The organism is Micromonospora sp. RTBAU3-60, assembly GCF_054963695.1.
Genome location: NZ_JBUEGB010000035.1, coordinates 20,991 through 40,224, shown reverse-complemented (window position 1 = coordinate 40,224; position 19,234 = coordinate 20,991). Strand labels below are relative to the sequence as shown.

Here is a 19,234-nt window from a genome sequence, read left to right as displayed (position 1 = left end):
GGTCATCATCGCCGGTTCGGCGCCGGTGCAGACGGCTTCAGTCGGACGGTTCGTCCACCGCGGCCCGGAGCAGTTCCCGTGCCTCGACGCTGCCGTCGAGTTGCCGGTTGATCCGGTGGGTGACCTGCCAGCCGTGCGCGGTGCGGATGAACTCCCAGCGGTTGACGCCGGTGCGCCAGATCCGGTAGCTGTCGTTCGCCTCGTCGCGCAGGACCAGCTGCGAGTAGGCGGTGGCGACCGCGCGGTCGCCGTGTACCTCGATGTGCGGGAGGCCCTGCAGATGGGCGGCGCCGGAGTGGATCAGCTGCTGGTGCAGCTCGCCGGTCACCATGCTGGCGATGGCCGCCCGGCCGTGCAGGACCGCCGGGTAGGTGTCGTAGAGCCCGTCGTCGGTCCACAACCGGGCGGTGGGCGCGGGCGATCCGCTGTCCACGGCCGGACCGTAGGTGGCGAGGATCTGCAGCAGCGCCAGCCGGTCCTCCAGCTCCCGTACCCGGCGCTGCAGCTCGGCGATCAGCTGATCGTGGTCTGGCACCGGCGCTCCTCGTCGCAGATCATGTGGTGGGTGGCATCAACACCCGAGTCACTCTAGCAAGCGCTTGGTTGGCCCGCTAGGATCGTGCCGACGACCCGGCCCCGAGGCATGGAGGCGTGCGTGGCGACCGCGGATCAAGCTGACCTGACGACGATTCCCGCGTGTCTGCGGGCGGCGGCGGCCGACGCCGCCTCCGTCGAGGCCGTCGTCGACGGCGACGTACGGCTGACCTACGCCCAGCTCGACGCCGAGGCCACCCGCTTCGCGCGGGCCGCGGTGGCGCACGGCCTGCAACCGGGCGACCGGGCCGTCGTCTGGGCGCCGAACTCCAGCCGCTGGATCATCGCCGCCCTGGGCATCCTGGCGGCCGGCGGGATCCTGGTGCCGGTGAACACCCGGTTCAAGGGCGAGGAGGCCCGGTACGCGATCGGCCGGGTCCGGGCCGACCTGCTGATCCTCGACGACGACTTCCTCGGCAACAACTACCTCGCCGCGGTGCGCGGCGACGACCCGCGCCCGCCGGCCGACGGGCTACCCGTCCCGGCGCTGCCGCACCTGCGTACCGTCGTCACGATGGCCGCCACCGACGACGCGGTGGCCGTCTCCTTCGACGACTTTCTGGCCAGCGCCGAGGAGACTCCGGCAGCCGAGATCGACCGGCGGATCGCCGAGCTGCGCGCGGACGACGTCGCGGACATCCTCTTCACCTCGGGCACCACCGGCTACCCCAAGGGCGCCATGGTCACGCACGGCTCCAACCTGCGGGTGGACGAGGCCTGGTCGGACATGGTCGGCCTGCGGCGCGAGGACCGGTACCTGCTCGTCAATCCGTTCTTCCACAGCTTCGGCTACCGGGCCGGGCTGCTCGCCTGCCTGATCCGCCGGGCGACGATGGTGCCGATGGCCGTGTTCGACGTGGACCACGCCCTGGACCTCATCCAGCGCGAGCGGATCACCGTCTTCCCGGGCGCACCGACCGTCTACACCTCGATCCTGGAGTCGCCCCGGTTCGGCGAGTACGACCTGAGCTCGGTGCGGCTGGCGGTCACGGGCGCCACCGTGGTGCCGGTGCCGCTGCTCGAGCGGATGCGCCGGGACCTCGGCTTCGAGACCGTGATCACCGCGTACGGGCTGACCGAGTGCTGCGGCACGGCGACCGTCTGCCCGCCGGACACCGACCAGCATCGCCTCTCGACCAGCTGCGGGAAGGCGATCCCCGGCACCGAGGTCGCCGTCATGGACCCGCTCGGCCGGCTGCTGGCCCCCGGTGAGTCCGGCGAGGTCGTGGTGCGCGGCTACAACGTGATGATCGGCTACTTCGAGGACCCGGCCGCGACCGCGGAGGCGATCGACCGCGACGGCTGGCTGCACACCGGCGACGTCGGCTGGCTCGACGAGGACGGCTATCTGCGGGTGACCGACCGGATCAAGGACATGTTCGTGGTCGGCGGTTTCAACGTCTACCCGGCGGAGGTGGAGCGGCTGATCGCCGAGCATCCGGCGGTCGCGGACGTGGCCGTGGTCGGCATGCCGGACGCCCGGATGGGCGAGGTGGGCCACGCGTACGTGCTGCCCAAGCGGGGCAGCACCCTCACGCAGGCGGAGTTGATCGCGTTCTGCCGGAACAAGATGGCCAACTACAAGGTGCCGCGCCGGGTGTCGATCGTCGACGAGTTCCCCAGGACGCCGAGCGGGAAGATCCAGAAGTTCCGGCTGGCCGCACCGGCCTGACCTGAGGCACTGCGGGCTGATCCGGGACCGCCCGCCCGGGGTGGTCTTCGGGGGCGCGGGCAAGCCTGGCCTGCCCGCGCGGCCCGGGTGCGGGTTCAGACGGTGTAGCCGCCGTCGACGTCGAGCTGCTGGCCGGTGATGAAGCCGGCCCGGTCGCTGGCCAGGAAGCAGACCGCCTCGGCGATGTCGTCGGCGGTGCCGAAGCGGCGCAGCGGGATGTTGCCGCGGGTGACCGCCAGCGCCCGCTCGTCGAGGTCGCCTGAGGCGATCAGCCGGGCGGCCATGCCGTCGGTCAGCATCCCGGGGCCCACGCAGTTGGCGCGGACGCCGTACCTCCCCTCCTCCGCGGCCACGCCCCGGACCAGCGCCTCGACCGCGCCCTTCGGGCCCGCGGAGAGGCCGTCGCGGATGGGGTAGCGCCGGGTGGCGGCGGTGGTGACGGCGATCAGGCTGCCACGGCTGTCCCGCAGGTGCGGCAGCGCGGCGTGCATCAGGTGGAAGAAGCCGACGGTGTCCTGTTCCAGTTGGGCGCGGAAGGTCGCCGGGTCGACCCGGCTGAGGTGGACCATGGGTACGTGCGGCCCAGCGGCGTAGACCACCGTGTGCAGTCCCCCGAAGTGCCCGGCGGCCTCGGCGAGCACCGCCGCGCAGGCGTGCGCGTCGGTGAGGTCGAGCGGCCAGACGCCGGCGCGTGCGAGTTCGTCGGCGAGTTCGCCCGCCGCGGTGGCGTTCCGGCGGTACGTGAGGGCGACCGCGCTGCCGCGCGCGGCGAGCATCCGGGCGACGGCGCGTCCGATGCCGCCGGTCGCGCCGACCACCAGGGCGGCGCCGGGACGTTTCGAGAAGTCATCGATCACCGGGCTAGGCTACCAAGCAAGCACTTGGTAGGCTAGCGCGGCGGAATCGAGCCGCCCCGGTTCACGGAAGACAACGACCCCGTGGTACGCCGTCGACGGCGGACGGGCGGCCCGGGCAGTGCAGGGGCCGGCGGGATCTCACAGGAGGGTGGCGATGAGCGGATCGGGACGGGTGGTCGTGGTGACCGGCGCCGGGCAGGGGCTCGGGCGGGCGCACGCCCTGGCGTTCGCTGCCGAGGGCGCCCGCGTAGTGGTCAACGACGTCGGCCCGGCGGCCGCCGACGTGGTCCGCGAGATCAGGGCCGCGGGCGGAACCGCCGTGGCGAGCACCGGCGACGTCGCCGACTGGGACTACGCCCGGTCGCTGATCGCGCTCGCCGTGGAGACCTACGGCCGACTGGACGCGCTGGTCAACAACGCCGGCCTGGTGCGCGACCGGATGCTGGTCAACCTCTCCGAGGCGGAGTGGGACGAGGTGCTGCGGGTCGATCTCAAGGGGCATTTCGCGCCGTTGCGGCACGCCGCGGCGTACTGGCGGGACCGCGCCAAGGCTGGCCAGCCGGTCGCCGCGCGGGTGGTCAACACAAGCTCCGGCGCCGGCCTGATGGGCAGCGTCGGGCAGAGCAACTACGCGGCGGCCAAGGCCGGCGTCGCGGCGCTCACCGTCGTCGCGGCGGCGGAGCTGGCGCGTTACGGCATCACCGTCAACGCGATCGCCCCGTCCGCCCGGACCGCGATGACCGAGGCCGTCTTCGCCGACGCCATGCGCACGCCGGGCGAGGGCTTCGACGCGATGGCGGCGGAGAACGTCTCGCCGCTCGTGGTCTGGCTGGCCGGCGAGGAGTCCGGGGACGTCAGCGGCCGGGTCTTCGAGGTCGCGGGCGGGGCGGTCAGCGTCGCCGACGGCTGGCAGCACGGCGAGGCGATCGATGCCGGCCGGCGGTGGCGCCCCGACGAGCTGGGTCCGCTCATCCGCGACCTGATCCGCAAGGCCCCGGTCCCGGCCCCGGTCTACGGAGCCTGAGATGCCGGCGGTCGACGACATCCCCAACCTGCCGGACGCCGAGTTCCGCCGGCGCGTCCGGGAGTGGCTCGCCGCAAACCTGGCCGGGGAGTTCGCCGCGCTGGTCGGCTCCGGCGGTCCTGGTCGGGAGCACGAGAACATCGAGCTGCGTACGCGCTGGGAGCACGAGCTCGGCGCGGCCGGCTGGATCGGGCTGGGCTGGCCCGAGGCCCACGGTGGGCGCGGCGCGACGATCGCCCAGCAGGTGATCTTCTTCGAGGAGTACGCCCGGGCCGGTGGCCCCGGGCGGTTGAGCCACATGGGCGAGTACCTGCTCGCCCCCACGCTGATCGCGTTCGGCACCGAGGAACAGCAGCGGCGGTTCCTGCCGTCGATCGCCGCTGCCACCGAGTTCTGGTGCCAGGGCTACTCGGAACCGAACGCCGGCTCCGACCTGGCCTCGGTGCAGACCCGGGCGGTCCGCGACGGCGACGTCTGGCGGGTCACCGGACAGAAGGTGTGGACGTCGCTGGCGCACGTCGCCGACTGGTGCTTCGTGCTGGCCCGCACCGACCCGGACGCGCCCAAGCGCCGCGGGCTGTCGTACCTGCTGGTGCCGATGGACCAGCCGGGCATCGAGGTCCGGCCGATCACGCAGATCACCGGAACGTCGGAGTTCAACGAGGTCTTCTTCGACGGCGCGGTGACCGCGGCGGAGAACATCGTCGGCGCGCCGGGCGACGGTTGGCGCGTGGCTACCGGGACGCTCGCGTTCGAACGGGGCGTGGCCACGCTCGGTCAGCAGCTCGGTTTCGCCCGCGAGTTGGACGAGGTGTTCGCCGCTGCCCGGGCCAGTGGGGCGTACGACGACCCGGTGTGGCGGGACGCGGCCGTGGACGCGTGGGTGGGCCTGCAGACCCTGCGCCACCAGGCGCTGCGCACCCTCGGTACGCCGGCGGGGGACCTGCCCGGGGTGGAGCCGTCGGTCTCCAAGCTGCTCTGGGCGCCGTGGCACCAGCGCCTCGGCGAACTGGCGATGACCGCGGTCGGGCCGACGGCCACGCTCGCCGATGGCGGCCTCAGCGACGCCCAGCGGCTGTTCCTCTACACCCGGGCCGACACCATCTACGGCGGATCCAACGAGATCCAGCGCAACATCATCGCCGACCGGCTGCTCGGCCGGGTGCCGCGGAGCTAGGGGGAGCGGGTGGAATTCGGATTCACCGCCGAGCAGACGGACCTGCGCGACACGGTGCGGGCCTTCCTGACCCGGCACGCCACCTCCGCGCGGGTGCGGGCCGCGGACGGCTTCGACGCCGAGCTCTGGCGGCGCCTCGCCGGCGAGCTGGGGGTCACCGCGCTGGCGATCGACGAGAAACACGGCGGGTTCGGCGCCTCCGAGGTGGAGCTCGGCATCGTCCTCGAGGAGGCCGGACGGGTGTTGCTGCCCGCGCCGTACCTCTCCACGGTCACGGCCGCGGCAGCCGTCGACCCGGCGCTGGCCGCCGATCTGCTGCCCAGGCTGGCTGACGGCAGCGTCATCGCCACGCTGGCGCTGGCCGAACCCGGCGCGGGCTGGACGCCGGATCGCTGGGCCTGCACCGCCCGGCGCAGCGGCGACGGCTACGTCCTCGACGGGGTCAAGGAGCACGTCCTCGACGGCGCGATCGCCGACGTGGTCGTCGTCGCCGCGGTCTGCGACGGCGAGCCGGGCCTGTACGCCGTCCGCGCCGCGGACCTCCGGCGCACGCCGCACGACACGCTGGACCCGACGCGGCGGCAGGCCCGGCTGGAGTTCGAGGCGGTCCCGGCGTCGCTGGTCGGGCGCGACGTGCGGCGGGCCGTGGAGCTGCTGTGGGCGGCGCTCGCCGTCGAGTCGGTCGGCGTCGCCCGGGCCAGCCTGGAGCTGACGGTCGACTATCTGAAGACGCGGCAGCAGTTCGGTGTGCCGCTGGCGCACTTCCAGGCGCTGCGGCACCGGGTCGCCGAGCTGGCCGTGGCCGTGGAGGCGGCGACCTCCAGCGCCTGGTACGCGCTGCGGGTGGCCGGCACCGAGGAGTTCGCGATCGCCGCGCCGCTGGCGAAGCTGGTTGCCACCCGGGCCGCCTACGCGGTGACTGCGGAGAGCATCCAGCTGCACGGTGCCATCGGCTTCACCTGGGAGCACGACGCCCACCTGTATTTCAAGCGGGCGACCGCGAACCGGCTGCTGCTCGGGGACGAGGTGGCGCTGCGACGGGTGATCGCCGCGCGGGCCGGGCTGTGACGCCGGACGCGTTGACTCCCAAACCAAGCGCTTGTTAGGTTAAGGACAGGAGCCGATCCGCCCGACCGGAGGCCGCCCGATCCCCGCCCACTTCGGCGACGGGCGCCACCACGGCGACTGATCGGCCGACGAGTAGGGGGCATCTGTGCCAGAAGCCGTGATCGTGGCCGCGGCCCGTTCGCCGATCGGGCGGGCGTACAAGGGGTCATTGACCGAGATGCGGGCCGATGATCTCGCCGCCGCCATGATGCGGGCGGCGTTGTCGCAGGTGCCCGCGTTGGATCCGCACGACCTCGATGACGTGGTGGTCGGCTGCGCGCAGCCGGCCGGCGAGCAGGGGTACAACCTCGGCCGGATGGTCGCGCTCCAGCTCGGACTCGACGACGTGCCCGGGACCGTGGTGCAGCGCTACTGCGCCTCCTCCCTGCAGGCCACCCGGATGGCCTTCCACGCGATCAGGGCGGGCGAGGGACACGCCTTCGTGGTGGCCGGGGTGGAGGTCGTCTCCCGCTACGACCGGGGCAAGTCCGACGGCGCGCCGGGGACCCACAACAGCCGGTACGCCGCCGCCGAGGAGCGAACCGCCCGACGCGCCCGCGGCGGCGCCGAGGTTTGGCGCGACCCGCGCGAGACCGGCGAGGAGCCCGACGTCTACATCGCCATGGGGCAGACCGCGGAGAACGTCGCCCAGCGGTACGACGTCAGCCGCCGCGAGCAGGACGAGTTCGGCGTGCGCAGCCAGAACCTGGCCGAGCAGGCGGCGGCCGCCGGCTTCTGGGAGATCGACATCACGCCGGTGGCGCTGCCCGACGGCACCGTGGTGAGCCGGGACGACTCGCCACGCGCCGGGGTGACGCTGGAGAAGGTGAGCGCCCTGCAGCCGGCGTTCCGTCCCGACGGGACGGTCACCGCGGCCAACTGCTGCCCGCTCAACGACGGTGCCGCCGCGCTGGTGGTGATGAGCGACGTCTGGGCGCGCCAGCTCGGGATCACCCCGCTGGCGCGGATCGTGGCCACCGGCGTCTCCGCGGTCAGCCCGGAGATCATGGGCCTGGGGCCGGTGGAGGCGAGCCGGCGAGCGTTGGCGAACGCGGGGATGTCCATCCGGGACATCGACCTCGTCGAGATCAACGAGGCGTTCGCGGCGCAGGTCATCCCGTCCTGCCGGATGCTCGGCGTCGACCTGGAGCGGGTCAACGTGCACGGCGGAGCGATCGCGCTCGGTCACCCGTTCGGCATGACCGGAGCCCGGATCGCCACCACTCTGATCAACGGGCTGCGCTTCCGTGACAAGCAGTTCGGCCTGGAGACCATGTGCACCGCGGGCGGCCAGGGGATGGCGATGGTGCTGGAGCGGCTCTCCTGAACGGGGCGGGCGGCCCCGGTGCTCCCGGCGCCGCCCGCGCTCATTCGCCCTTTGCGGTGAGGCCGTCCAGGAAGAGCGAGGTGGCGTCCTCGGCCAGCTTGGCGATCGGGTACCCCTTGCTCGGCTTGAACCAGCGCACCGACAGCCACACCGCGTCCCGCATCAGCCGGTAGAGGATCTTCGCGTCCAGGTCGCCGCGGAACACGCCTTCGGCGACGCCGGCCTCGATCACCTTGAGCCAGGTGTCCTGCACCTGTCGGCCGGCGTTGCGCAGGTAGCTGAAGCGTTCGATCCCCAGCAGGTAGTTGACGTCGTTCTGGTAGATCTCGGCGGCGTGCGGGTGCGCCTCGACCACCTCCAACGACGCCACGATCAGGTCGTGCAGCCGGACGCGCGCGTCGGCCTCCTGGGCCAGCACCTTCGCGTACCGATCCTTGAGGTCCCGCAGGAACGACGAGATGATCTCGTCGACCATGGCCTCCTTCGAATCGAAGTGGTGGTAAAGGCTGCCGGAGAGGATGCCGACCTCGTCGGCGATCTGGCGGACGGTGGTCGCCGCCACCCCCTTGCGGGCGAACAGGGCGGCAGCGGTGTCGAGGATCGCCTCGCGCCGGTCCCCAGGCTCTCGCACCAATGTTTCCTCGCAGACAACTAGACGGGATGGATCGTGTTCGGCCCGAGGCATGCGGCCACTGCCGCCGGCGGCGTTCGGGGCACCTAGCCTACCAAGCGCTTGTTACGATGGTGTGCCCGGCGCGCCGTTCCGCCGGGCCGACCGTCTTCGACCGGCGCCCCACCCGGCCGTCACGTGCGGTGCCCCGTGTCGTGCGCGGCCCCGGGCGGGTGGGCGAGGGTCGATCCCCGGCGGAATCGGCGTCGATTGCTCCCGCAGGATGCCACGACACGGCGCGAGGTCGCTAGGTCTCGGCTCTGCTTCGACGGCGGAGGTCGGACCGACGGACGTCACCGCGGCGCGACCAGTCGCGCCGCTGCTCGGCGAGCCTGCGCGGCCAGCGCCGCGGCCTGCTCGGCGAAGGACTCGGGGGAGCGGTCGGTGACGCCCATGGCGCCCCGGCGCATCCGGGCGTAGACGTCCTCGACGATGCAGGCCGTCTTCCACCAGCTGAAGGCGAGGTGGTAATCCAGCGCGGCCGGGTCCTCGCCCGTCGCGGCGCAGTACCGCTCGGCCAGCTCGGCACGGGTGGAGAAGCCGGGGACCACGGTCGGCGGCGCGTACAGCGCGGTGCGACGGTCGGCCGGCTCCGCCCAGTAGACGAGGAACTGCCCCAGGTCGACCAGCGGGTCGCCGACCGTGGTCAGCTCCCAGTCGAGGATGCCCCGTACGGCCATCGACGGGTCCAGGATGCAGTTGTCCAGCCGGTAGTCGCCATGGACGATGCCGGTGCGGCGCTGCTCGGGCACGAGCTCGGCCAGGCGCGCGTGCGCCGCCTCGAGATCGGGCAGCTCGCGGGTGCCGCCGCGCCGCCAGTTCCCGTACCACCGGCGCAGTTGCCGTGCCACGTGGTCGCGGCGCGCCGTCAGGGCGCCGAGCCCGACCCGCGCCGGGTCCACCCGGTGCAGCCGCACCATCGCGTCGATCAGCGCCGGGCCCACCAACCGCCGCTGCGCCACGCTGAGCGATGCCTCGACGCCGGCCGGGTCGCGCAGCACCAGGCCGTCCAGGTGCTCCATCACCACGAAGGGTGCGTCGGTGACCGAATCGTCCGCGCAGACGGCGAGGACGGCGGGCACCGGCACCTCGCCCGCGAGGCCGTCCAGTAGGCGCGCCTCGCGGAGCACGTCGTGCGCCGTCGCCGCGTGCGAGCCGAGCGGTGGCCGGCGGAGCACCCGGTGTACGCCTGCGGCGTCGGTGACCAGGTACGTGAGGTTCGAGCGCCCGCCAGGCAAGCGGGTGAACCCGAGCGGCGGTCGCAGCCCCGGAACGTGCTTGGCCAGCCAATCGGGGACCGCGGGGGAGATCCCGAGCGGCAGGGGTGGCGCGGCGCTCATCGGCGACTCCCCGGAATCGGCTGCGGCGACTTCCCGACGACAGTAGCAAGCGCTTGGTTGGCTCGCTATAGTTCCTCAATCGGCGTGACCGCCGCCACGGCGACCGAGAGGAGGTGCGGTGACACCGATCTGGTCCGGCCTGTCGATCGGGGCCGTCTACGCCCTGATCGCGATCGGCTACAACGTCGTCTTCATCGCATACACGACGTTCAACTTCGCACACGCGCAACTCATGATGTTCGCGATCTTCGTGACGTACTGGGGCCTGGTCGTCGCCAAGCTCCCGGTCGTGCTGATCTTCGCCATCGCGGCGGTCGGCATCGGGCTCATCGCTCTGCTCGAGGAGTTCGTGGCCATCCGACCGGTCAAGGGGGCGCACGCCCACCTGGTGACCACCCTGGGCATGGCCACCCTCCTCGACGGCACCACCCGGCTGATCTGGGGCGACCAGGTGCTGAAGGTGCCGGCCGTCGGCTCGGACGCCACCTTCACGCTGCTCGGCGGCCGGATCAGCGTCCCCGAGGTGGTGCTGATCGTCAGCGTCGTCGCGATTGCGGTGGCGATGATCGTCTACAGCCGTCGGTCGCTGACCGGGCTGGCCCTGCTGGCCATGGCCGAGGACCGGGACGCGGCGCTGCTGCGGGGAGTCAACGTCAAGCGGCTCGCCCTGGGGGCGTTCGTCTTCACCGGGGTGCTGGCCGGCCTGACCGGCCCGCTGGTCGGCCCGAAGACGTTCGCGGTCTCCACACTGGCCGCGGCACTGGCGCTCAAGGGCTTCGTGGCATTGGCCATCGGTGGCTTCGGCAGCCTGCCCGGGGCGCTGCTCGGCGGCTTTCTCGTGGGGCTCGTCGAATCGCTGACCGGGCGCTGGCTGGGCAGCCAGTTGCCCACGATCATGGTGTTCGTCGTCCTGCTGCTGATCCTGATGCTCAAACCCACCGGGCTGTTCGGCACGACGCGGGAACGGATGGTGTGACCATGGCCCTGCCGCGTCAGCTCCGTGCCCTGCCGTCCTGGACGATCCCCCTGGTGCTGGCGGTGCTGCTGGTCGCGGCGCCCTGGCTCGGCATCAGCTCCGGCACTCGGCGGCTGCTGCTGCTCACCTGCATCCTGGCCCTGCTCTCCAGCGGGCTGAACCTGAGCTTCGGGTACACCGGCGAGTTGGCCCTCGGGCAGGCCGCCATGTACGCCACCGGCGCGTACCTGACCGGCTACCTCGCCATGCACTGGATCAACGACCTGGCGCTGCTCGTGCTCGTCGCGGCCGCTGCGGCGCTGCTGGTCGGGCTGGTCTCCGGGGTGCCCGGGCTGCGTCTCGGTGGCTGGTCGCTGGCCATGACGTCGTTCTTCCTGGTGTTGCTGGTCCCGCAGTTACTCGACCTGCTCGAGCACTACACCGGCGGGGCGGTGGGCATGGTCGGCATCCCCCGGCCCCGGCTCTTCGGCGCGGAGCTGAGCAGCCTCGACATGTACGTCGTGGTCGCAGTGATCACCGTGTGCTGGTTCGCGGTGATGCGCAACCTGATCACGTCCCGGCACGGGGTCGCCTTCCAGGTTCTGCGGGAGAGCCCGATTCTGGCCTCGTCGCTCGGCATCTCGGTCTACCGGATGAAGCTGACCGCGTACGCGATCGGCGCGATCCCGGCCGGTATCGCCGGGGCCCTCTTCGCCTATGTGGACAAGTACCTCGCGCCGCACTCGTTCGGCTTCACGCTCGCCGTGACCGTGCTGGCCGCCTCGATCCTGGGCGGCGCCAAGAGCATCTACGGACCCTTCGTCGGCGCCCTGGTGATGCAGTACGGTCCGCTGCGCTCCACCGAGTTCGAGCAGTACACCCAGATCGTCTACGGAATCTTCCTCATCCTCGCCGGCACGCTGGTGGCCAACGGCCTGGCCGGGCTCGCCAACCGGGCCGTCGCCCGGCTGGCGACGCGCTGGCGACCCACGCCGGATGCGGCCGCCACCGGCGAGGCGGCGCCGGGCGGCCCGACACCCGACGGTCCCGCGCTGCCGCCGCTGACCGGTGCCAGGCTTGCGGTGACCGACGTACGTAAGCGCTTCGGCGGCCTGCAGGCGTTGGGCGGGGTCACGCTGACCGCCGTGCCCGGGCAGATCACCGCCCTGATCGGTCCGAACGGTTCCGGCAAGACCACGCTGCTCAACGTCATCTGCGGCTACTACCGGATCGACTCCGGGTCGATCCACCTCGGGGACGCGGAGATCACCGGCCGTAGCACCCACGACGTCGCTCGGGCGGGGGTCGCCCGGACCTTCCAGACGCCGCTGTTCCCCGAGCACATCACCGTACGCGAGGCGGTCGCCGCCGGGGCGTACTCGCCGCGCCACGTCGGGATGCCGGCCGCGATCCTCCGGCTGCCTCATTACCGGCGGGCGGCGGCCGCCGATCGGGCCGAGGTCGACGACGTGCTGCGCCTGGTCGGCGCCGCGAGGTTGGCAGACGTGGAGGCCGCGTCCCTGCCGCTGGGCACCCGGCGGCTGCTCGAGGTGGCGCGGGCGCTGGTGGCCCGGCCCAAGGTGCTCCTGCTCGACGAGGTCGCCTCCGGCCTCGACGAGGACGAGATCGAACGGCTCGCCGGGCTGATCCGCGCGATTCGTGCCGCGGGCACCACGGTGATCCTGGTCGAGCACAACTTCCGGCTGGTGCTCGACCTGGCCGACGCCATCCATGTGCTGGCGCAGGGCGAGCTGATCGCCTCCGGTACGCCCAACGAGATCGAGAACCACCCCCGGGTGCTCTCCGAGTACCTCGGCGTGCGGCAGGAGGTCCATCCGTGAGCAGTTCGGCCACTGTGGAGAACCCGCTGCTGGAGGTCCGCGGCCTGGCCAGCGGGTACGGCGACATCCGCGCGGTCTGGGACGCCTCGTTGCAGGTCCGCGCCGGTGAGATCACCGTGCTGCTCGGGCGCAACGGCGCCGGCAAGACCACCACACTCCGGGCGGTCGCCGGACTGAACCGGGCGGACGCCGGCTCAGTCGTGCTGCGCGGCCGGGACATCACCGGCGCGCCGCCGCACCAGCGGGTGCGGGCCGGCATCGGACTCGTGCAGGAGGGCAAGCGGATCTTCCGCCGCCGGACCATCGAGGAGAACCTGCTGCTCGGTGGCTACACGCGCGGTCTGAACAAGCGGAAGCTGCTGGTCGAGCTGGACCCGATCTACGAGATGTTCCCGGCCTTGGCGCAGCGTCGGCACGTCACCTCGGGTCAGTTGTCCGGCGGGCAGCAGCAGATGCTCGCCATCGGGCAGGCCCTGATGGCCCAGCCGTCGCTGCTCATGCTCGACGAACCGTCGGGTGGCCTGGCGCCGTCGGTGGTCGCCGAGGTGATGGCCACGGTCGCCGCACTCAAGGCCACCGGGATCGGCATCCTGCTGGTCGAGCAGGCCGTGACGGCCGCGCTCGAGGTCGCCGACCGGGTCACCGTGCTCGACGTGGGCCGGGTGATCCTGGACCGGCCGGCGGCGGACGTCGCCGGATCCGACGCACTCGCCGACGCGTACTTCGGCCGGCTCCAGTAGAAGCGGCGCCCGGCCTGCCCGCGCCCTCGCCCGAGGTCGTCGGGGCCACCCGACTGCCGGCAGCAGCCGGACCTTCGGTTGGCGCCCGACGACCCGTCGGCGGGGGAGAACCGTGCGTGGCGGGCCGGTGCCGGGACGGGCGGATCACGCGATGGGCGCCACCGTCTGCACGACCGGGTCGGAGCGCAGGGAGACCTGCACCTCGATCCGGCTCGCACACGAGGGACAGTGCAGGCGCCGAATGACGAACCGCTCCGAGCCGGGGTAACGCGCGGGAAGTGGCGCCACCTCGTGCACCAGGCCCTCCACGACAGCCATGGCCAGGTAGGGGTTGCCGTCGACCGGGCTGAGCGGGGCGGCGCACCGCGCGCACGCTATGTGCCGCCCGCCGGTTCCGTCGACCAGATCCAGCGCGTTGGTCAGTCGGCGGCCGGGCCGCTGCGCCACCGGGGCCGCCGGTTCCCGGCCGCCGATCCGGTCCGAGCGCATGAGCCGGCGCCGGGCCGTCGTCGCCTCCCGGTCCACCGTCCACGACGTCGCGCCGGCCCGCACGAGCACGACGCCGTAATCCCGGTCGGCCCCGGCCACGCTCACCAGCCCGTCCTCGACGTCGCTCAGCACCGCCGCGCGGTCGCGCTCCAGCGGGTCGCCGTACCCGCCCCCGCCCTGCGTCACCGCCAGATGCACGGCGTCGCCGGTGAGCCGGGCTGCCGCGTCGGGCAACGGCAGCGCGTGCTCGACCCGCCCGCCGGCCAACAGGTCGTCCACGACCTCGACGCCGCCGGCGTAGAACATGCTCTGTCGTCCAGGGTCACCCCCGTCGAGACCGACCGCGGCCGGATGCTGCAGTCCCTGCGCGAACGAGACGACCCGGATCGGCTCGTCGGTACCGTGCGGCCGAAGCGCGATGACGCACCCCACCCCGCCCCGCTGCCGCCCCGGACCGGCAGAATCGGCGAGTTCGGCCCGCCGTAGATACAGCACCGGCAGGTAGCTCTCGTTGACCTCCACGTTGGCGCAGGACGCCCCGGGTGAGGTGGTGGAGCCCGACGAATCGACGCCGTCGAGCAGCAGCGTCGCCCCGCCGCCACCGGTCAGCTCGTCCAACGTCATCGAGCCGAACGGCTCGCCGGAGCGCGAGACACCGGAGAGCACCCCGCCGCCCGCTCCGGACGACTGGCAACTGGCCATCGCCAGCCGGGCGAGCTCCGCCGAACCCTCCAGCATCCGCGACAGGCACGCGTTGACGCTGACCCGGATGGCCTGGCAGGAGGTGGCCGTGCTCATCGCCACCCCGGCGGGCCAGGCGGCATGCACCACCGTCCCCTCCTCGCTGATGATCTTCACCACCCGGGCGACGGCACCCGGCACCCACAGCAGGTCCGCGCAGAGGTAGACGAGCACCGACGCCACCGCGAAGTTGACCAGGGCCGGGTAGGCGGCGTTGATCGCCCCCGGGGCCTGTGGCGAGCTGCCGCTGAAGTCCAGGACCAGCTCGTCGCCCCGCTTGGTCGCGACCAGCCGCACCGCGTACACATCCGAGTTGTCCGGGGCCGGTGCGCCATGTTCGAGATAGGACACGTGCCGCCACCGGCCGTCCGGCAGCTCCCGTAGCCGCGCGCGAAGTTGCTGCTCCGCGACGTCGACGAGATGGTCCATCGCCGCGATCACGGTCTCCGTCCCGTAGCGGCGGCACAGCTGCTGGATCGCCGCCACGGCGGCGCGGTTGGCCGCGATCTGGCCCGCCAGGTCCAGCGCGTTCAGGCGTGGGGTGCGGGACCGGATGAGGTAGCCGCGCTCGATGTCGCGGCGGATCCGGTCATGTTCCACGATCCGCACCGGGGGGACCGGCAGTGGCTCATCGAAGATCGACCCGGCGTCCAGCGCCAGCCCGCCGGTGGCCGGACCACCCACATCCGGCTGGTGCACGGTCGAGCCGCACCACGCCACCAGCGTGCCCTCGTGGAACACCGGTGCCACGACGACGACATCCGGCTGGTGCAGCGTGCCGACGTACGGATCGTTGGTCATGAACTGGTCACCGGGGCGGATTCCCGGGTCGGTGGCGTAGTTCCGGATGATGTCGGAGGTGACCAGATCGAGCGAGGCGACCTGACACAGCACGTAGTCCCCACAGGCGACGACGGTGCCGTCGGCCGTGGTGATGGCGGTGTTCAGATCGTTGGCCTCGACGGCGATCTGCGATCCCGAGACCTGCCGGAGCATGATCGCCGCTTCGTCGTTGATCCCGGCCAGCCGGTGCCGGATGATCTCCAGCGTGATCGGGTCGGGCGCGGTCGCGCTCATGGGGTCTCCTCAAGTACGAGGCGGAGGTCTCCACCGGGGAGTGCCTGCAGGGCCTGGCCCGGATAGACCACGACGGTCGTCTGGTCCGACTCGACCAGGCACGGGCCGGTGATGCGCTGACCGCCGCCGAGGGCCTCCCACCGGTACACCGGCCAGTCGTCTGCCCGGCCTGCGAACCAGGTGGGGGTGGTTCGCACTGGTTGCGCCCGCCGGCGCGGGCGCGGCGAGGGTTCGGGTACGACGATCGGGCGTACCGCCGCCACCCCGACGGCCACCACCTCGACGGGCGTGTCCGGAGGCGCGCTTCCCGGCCCGACGACCAGCTCGTAGGCCTTGTGGAACCGTGCCAGCAAGTCCTCGATCACGTCCGCGTCGACCGGGCCGGCCGGGACCGGCAGGTCGATGCGCTGCAGCTGCCGGTAGAACCGCAGCCCGACACTGCGACGGACGGTCAGGTGGCCGCCCCCGAGTTGCGCCACCACCTCGGGCTCGAGTTCGGCCAGCGCCGCACCGATCGGTGGGCCCGCCTCGACGAGCGGGACCGGCCGCAGGTCGCGCTCCTCGGCGACGCGCAGGTCGGCCGAGATCGCACCGTAGGCGGAGAACTCGGGGGCGAGGGCGGGAATGATCACCTCGGACACGCCGAGATCCTCTGCGTACCGGCCGACGTACTGCGGACCGGCGCCGCCGTACGCGACGAGGACGAAGTCGGACGGATCGTGTCCGCGCTGGATGGTGGTACGGCGGACCAGGTCGCGCATCTGCGCGCACGCCACCTGGACGATGCCCTCGGCCGCCTCGATGACCCCGACACCCAGCGGGCGTGCCACGTGCTCGTCGATCGCCCGGCTCGCCGCGTCCCGGTCCAGGGTCAGTGTTGCGCCAAGTCGGGTCACGTACCCGAGGACGACGACGGCGTCGGTCAGCGTCGGTCGGGTGCCACCCAGCCCGTAGCAGGCCGGCCCGGGCCGGGCGGCCGCGCTCTGCGGCCCGACGCGCAGGGTGCCGAGCGCCGGGTCGTACCAGGCGATGCTGCCTCCGCCGGTGCCGATCGACGGGATGTCCACCGCGGGCACCGCCAGCGGTATCCGGTCGATCGTGGGCAGCCGGGCCGAATAGGGCTCACCGTCGATCACCAGGCCGACGTCGAAGCTGGTGCCACCGACGTCCGTGGCGATCAGGTTGGCGTGACCCAGCCGGGCGCCCAGCGCCCGGGTGGCGGACACCCCGCCGGCCGGCCCGGAGCGCAGGGTCTGCACCGCCTGTCGACGCGCCACCGGGGCCGGCTGCACGCCGCCGCCCATCCGCATGACCACGAAGTCCCCGACGAATCCGTGGTCGCGCAGTCGGGTTTCGAGCCGGTGCAGGTACGAGGCGACCAGCGGCGCGGTGTACGCGTCGACGACCGTCGTGCAGGTGCGCTCGTACTCGCCGATCCGGGCGGCCACGTCGCTGGAAAGTGTCACGTGCAGGTCCGGTGCGATCTCGCGAACCAACTCGCGGATGCGGTGCTCGTGGCGGGGGTTCACCGGCGCCCACAGCAGGCAGACGGCGATCGATTCCACGCCGGCGGCGACCAGTCGCGCGATGGCGGCTCGGGCGGCCGCCTCGTCGAGCGGGACGATGATCTCTCCGGTCAGGTCGACCCGCTCTGGCACTCCGGCGACGTCGCCGCGGCGTAGCGGCAGGTCCGGCTTGCGCCACCGGCTCGGCGCACGGAGGTCCTCCTCGGGCAGGTGATGCAGTTTCGTCGCCTTGGCGATGGCCGGTGTCGACTCGAATCCGGCGGTGGTCAGCAGGCCGACCCGGGCGCCGGAGCGGGTCAGCAGCGCGTTGAGGCCGACGGTGGTGCCGTGGGCCAGTACGTCCGTGGCGGACAGCAGGTCGCGGAGGGTGAGTCCGAGACTGTCCGCGACCGTGCCGACGGCGGCGAGGACGCCGTCGTCGACCCGCCCCGGGGTCGACAGGGCCTTGCCCACCGTCGTCCGGCCGCCGTGGTCGAGCACGACGGCGTCGGTGAAGGTTCCCCCGGTGTCGATGCCGATCAACTGCATCAGCTCGCTCCTCCGTGCACAGGGACGGTCACTCCGGTGAGGTAGGACGCCTGGTCCGAGCAGAGGAACTCGATCACGGCGGCGGTTTCGTCGGCCGCCTGGGAGCGTCCGAGCGGGACGTCCCGGCTGAGCCACCGGTCGAGTGAACCGGCTTCCCGTTCCGCCAGCGCGACCAGGCCGGGGTTGGGGTGGAGGCGGCTCGGGCCGACGGCCAGTGGGCTCACCGCGTTGCACCGGATGCCGTACGGCGCGACCTCCTTGGCCAGGACCGCCACCAGGTGTTCGACGGCGGCCCGGGCGGCACCCAGCGCCCCGATGTTCGGGGTGGGGCGACGCGCCGCGTGCGACGACAGGGCCACGAGCGCGCCGGGCCGGCCGAGCTGGATCATTGCTCGCGCGGCGGCGCTGAGCAGCCGCAGGCTCCACGTCACGTTGACGTCGAAGCATCGTTCGAAGGACTCGGGCGCGAGGTCGAGCAACGGTCCGTCCCCGGCCTGGGCCCCGGTGGCGCCGTTGAGGGCGCAGCAGATGTCGAGGTGCCCGAACTCGGTCACTACCTCGTGGACCAGATCCGGCCAGTCCCTTCGGTGCGGGTACGGCACACCGAGCGTGCGGCCGGGGCCGGCCGCGTCGACTTCCGCGACGATCTCCTCGAACAGCGCCGGTGGCACCTGCGCGGTGTCTCGCGGTCCCTGCTCGTCGGCGAGATCGTCGACGCAGATCACGTGCGCGCCGCCGGCGGCCAGTCGCAGCGCGGTGGCCCGGCCGATTCCCGGGGGCCGGCCCACGCCGAGAATGAGCGCCACCCGGTCCTGAAAACGCCCTGCCTCGCTCATGCCGCCACCACGCTTCGCTCGGCGTCGACATGAGGCACCACGACGCTGCACGGATGATTCGCTCGCTGACGCTCGCTCATGCGCCCACCAGAGGCGGGTGCTGCAGGGGCGTGCCGGTGCGGGTGTTCGGGTGGCGCAGCCCGTCGACGAGGACGGCGCAGAGGGCGGAGACCGTGCGTACCGTGGGGTCACCGAGGACGTCCGACCGGTAGCCCTGATCGACCAGGCCGGTGATCGCGGTGAAGATGAGCCAGGTCGCCGCGGCGGGGACCACGTCGTCGCGTACCACCCCGTCGCGCTGCCCGGCGGCAAGGACCCGGTGCCAGAGCGCGATGCAGGCGAGCCCCGACTCGACCAGTGGGGCGAGGGCGGGGGTCCGCCGGATCAGCCGCATCTCGCCGACCAGGGCCTGGTGCTCGTACCGGTGGGTCTGCCCGACCTCGGTGGCGGCGGTGATCAGTGCGAGCAGCCGGTCGAGTGGGCCACCGGGATGGTCGCTGGCGGCCCGCAGCGCCGGCCACATGGCGGCGAAGTAGCGGTGCCCCACCGCCAGCAGGATGTCCTCCTTGCCGGGGAAGTGGTTGTAGAGCGAGGCCGGCCGGATGTCGGCTGCCGCGGCGATGTCGCGCATCGACGTGCCGTGGTAGCCGTGCTCGGCGAAGAGTTGCGACGCGGCCAGCACGATCCGGTCACGCGTCGGTTCCGTCTGCGGGTGATCCATCCACGCACCCCT

General features: G+C 72.5%; 16 protein-coding genes. 8 read left to right on the top strand and 8 right to left on the bottom strand.

Annotation, left to right across the window (positions count from 1 at the left end; all coding sequences use genetic code 11):
* Positions 1-37: 37 nt before the first annotated feature.
* The gene (locus ACY34I_RS26890; RefSeq protein ID WP_462757798.1) at positions 38-535 is read right to left on the bottom strand and encodes a nuclear transport factor 2 family protein; all 498 of its coding nucleotides are present in this window, start codon (positions 533-535) and stop codon (positions 38-40) included.
* A 120-nt stretch (positions 536-655) separates the two neighbouring features.
* Between ACY34I_RS26890 and ACY34I_RS26885 the strand changes: the two genes are divergently transcribed.
* Positions 656-2,266, top strand: a complete 1,611-nt coding sequence (locus ACY34I_RS26885; RefSeq protein ID WP_462757796.1) for a FadD3 family acyl-CoA ligase — start codon at positions 656-658, stop codon at positions 2,264-2,266.
* A 95-nt stretch (positions 2,267-2,361) separates the two neighbouring features.
* Here the strand turns inward: ACY34I_RS26885 and ACY34I_RS26880 are convergent, their stop codons facing one another.
* Complete coding sequence (locus ACY34I_RS26880; RefSeq protein WP_462757794.1) at positions 2,362-3,123, bottom strand: SDR family NAD(P)-dependent oxidoreductase; 762 nt, start codon at positions 3,121-3,123, stop codon at positions 2,362-2,364.
* A 154-nt stretch (positions 3,124-3,277) separates the two neighbouring features.
* On the opposite strand from ACY34I_RS26880, the gene ACY34I_RS26875 reads away from it, so the two are divergent.
* The 4 genes from ACY34I_RS26875 (at position 3,278) to ACY34I_RS26860 (ending at position 7,758) form a co-directional block, all read left to right on the top strand.
* Positions 3,278-4,147 (top strand): SDR family oxidoreductase, encoded by an 870-nt coding sequence (locus ACY34I_RS26875; RefSeq protein WP_462757792.1) that lies wholly within the window; start codon positions 3,278-3,280, stop codon positions 4,145-4,147.
* A 28-nt stretch (positions 4,148-4,175) separates the two neighbouring features.
* Positions 4,176-5,324, top strand: coding sequence for an acyl-CoA dehydrogenase family protein (locus ACY34I_RS26870; protein ID WP_462757829.1), 1,149 nt, complete (start codon positions 4,176-4,178; stop codon positions 5,322-5,324).
* Between the two features lie 9 nt (positions 5,325-5,333).
* Entirely contained in the window at positions 5,334-6,392 is a 1,059-nt protein-coding gene (locus tag ACY34I_RS26865; protein ID WP_462757791.1) for an acyl-CoA dehydrogenase family protein, read from the top strand.
* Between the two features lie 145 nt (positions 6,393-6,537).
* Positions 6,538-7,758, top strand: coding sequence for an acetyl-CoA C-acetyltransferase (locus ACY34I_RS26860; protein ID WP_462757790.1), 1,221 nt, complete (start codon positions 6,538-6,540; stop codon positions 7,756-7,758).
* Positions 7,759-7,798: 40 nt separating this feature from the next.
* Here ACY34I_RS26860 and ACY34I_RS26855 read toward each other — a convergent pair whose 3' ends face one another.
* Together ACY34I_RS26855 and ACY34I_RS26850 are read right to left on the bottom strand one after the other, a co-directional pair.
* Complete coding sequence (locus tag ACY34I_RS26855) at positions 7,799-8,389, bottom strand: TetR/AcrR family transcriptional regulator (RefSeq protein WP_462757789.1); 591 nt, start codon at positions 8,387-8,389, stop codon at positions 7,799-7,801.
* 332 nt (positions 8,390-8,721) lie between these two features.
* Positions 8,722-9,768: a phosphotransferase family protein gene (locus ACY34I_RS26850; RefSeq protein WP_462757788.1), complete on the bottom strand. Its 1,047-nt coding sequence runs from the start codon at positions 9,766-9,768 to the stop codon at positions 8,722-8,724.
* A 118-nt stretch (positions 9,769-9,886) separates the two neighbouring features.
* On the opposite strand from ACY34I_RS26850, the gene ACY34I_RS26845 reads away from it, so the two are divergent.
* From ACY34I_RS26845 to ACY34I_RS26835, 3 genes are read left to right on the top strand one after another with little or no spacing between them, the layout of a single operon-like run.
* Complete coding sequence (locus ACY34I_RS26845) at positions 9,887-10,744, top strand: branched-chain amino acid ABC transporter permease (RefSeq protein ID WP_462757787.1); 858 nt, start codon at positions 9,887-9,889, stop codon at positions 10,742-10,744.
* Between the two features lie 2 nt (positions 10,745-10,746).
* Complete coding sequence (locus tag ACY34I_RS26840; RefSeq protein WP_462757786.1) at positions 10,747-12,564, top strand: branched-chain amino acid ABC transporter ATP-binding protein/permease; 1,818 nt, start codon at positions 10,747-10,749, stop codon at positions 12,562-12,564.
* Complete coding sequence (locus ACY34I_RS26835; protein ID WP_462757785.1) at positions 12,561-13,304, top strand: ABC transporter ATP-binding protein; 744 nt, start codon at positions 12,561-12,563, stop codon at positions 13,302-13,304. Before ACY34I_RS26840 ends, ACY34I_RS26835 begins: the two co-directional genes overlap by 4 nt.
* Positions 13,305-13,448: 144 nt before the next feature.
* On the opposite strand, the gene ACY34I_RS26830 is transcribed toward ACY34I_RS26835, so the two are convergent.
* The 4 genes from ACY34I_RS26830 to ACY34I_RS26815 all read right to left on the bottom strand — a co-directional run bounded on the left by ACY34I_RS26830 (position 13,449) and on the right by ACY34I_RS26815 (position 19,222).
* On the bottom strand, positions 13,449-15,611 hold the full coding sequence (locus ACY34I_RS26830; protein WP_462757784.1) for a hydantoinase B/oxoprolinase family protein: 2,163 nt from the start codon (positions 15,609-15,611) through the stop codon (positions 13,449-13,451).
* Entirely contained in the window at positions 15,608-17,665 is a 2,058-nt protein-coding gene (locus ACY34I_RS26825) for a hydantoinase/oxoprolinase family protein (RefSeq protein ID WP_462757783.1), read from the bottom strand. Before ACY34I_RS26825 ends, ACY34I_RS26830 begins: the two co-directional genes overlap by 4 nt.
* Positions 17,665-18,501 (bottom strand): SDR family NAD(P)-dependent oxidoreductase, encoded by an 837-nt coding sequence (locus tag ACY34I_RS26820; RefSeq protein ID WP_462757782.1) that lies wholly within the window; start codon positions 18,499-18,501, stop codon positions 17,665-17,667. Before ACY34I_RS26820 ends, ACY34I_RS26825 begins: the two co-directional genes overlap by 1 nt.
* Positions 18,502-18,577: 76 nt before the next feature.
* Positions 18,578-19,222 carry a TetR/AcrR family transcriptional regulator gene (locus ACY34I_RS26815; protein ID WP_462757781.1) on the bottom strand — a complete coding sequence of 215 codons (645 nt, stop codon included), beginning with the start codon at positions 19,220-19,222 and terminating at the stop codon, positions 18,578-18,580.
* Positions 19,223-19,234 lie beyond the last annotated feature (12 nt).

What these genes read in the sequence shown, in the direction of transcription:
- ACY34I_RS26875 (WP_462757792.1), top strand. Translation starts at nt 3,278, where the DNA reads ATGAGCGGATCGGGACGGGTGGTCGTGGTGACCGGCGCCGGGCAGGGG.
- ACY34I_RS26850 (WP_462757788.1), bottom strand. Translation starts at nt 9,768, where the DNA reads ATGAGCGCCGCGCCACCCCTGCCGCTCGGGATCTCCCCCGCGGTCCCC.
- ACY34I_RS26840 (WP_462757786.1), top strand. Translation starts at nt 10,747, where the DNA reads ATGGCCCTGCCGCGTCAGCTCCGTGCCCTGCCGTCCTGGACGATCCCC.
- ACY34I_RS26830 (WP_462757784.1), bottom strand. Translation starts at nt 15,611, where the DNA reads ATGAGCGCGACCGCGCCCGACCCGATCACGCTGGAGATCATCCGGCAC.
- ACY34I_RS26825 (WP_462757783.1), bottom strand. Translation starts at nt 17,665, where the DNA reads ATGCAGTTGATCGGCATCGACACCGGGGGAACCTTCACCGACGCCGTC.
- ACY34I_RS26820 (WP_462757782.1), bottom strand. Translation starts at nt 18,501, where the DNA reads ATGAGCGAGGCAGGGCGTTTTCAGGACCGGGTGGCGCTCATTCTCGGC.
- ACY34I_RS26815 (WP_462757781.1), bottom strand. Translation starts at nt 19,222, where the DNA reads ATGGATCACCCGCAGACGGAACCGACGCGTGACCGGATCGTGCTGGCC.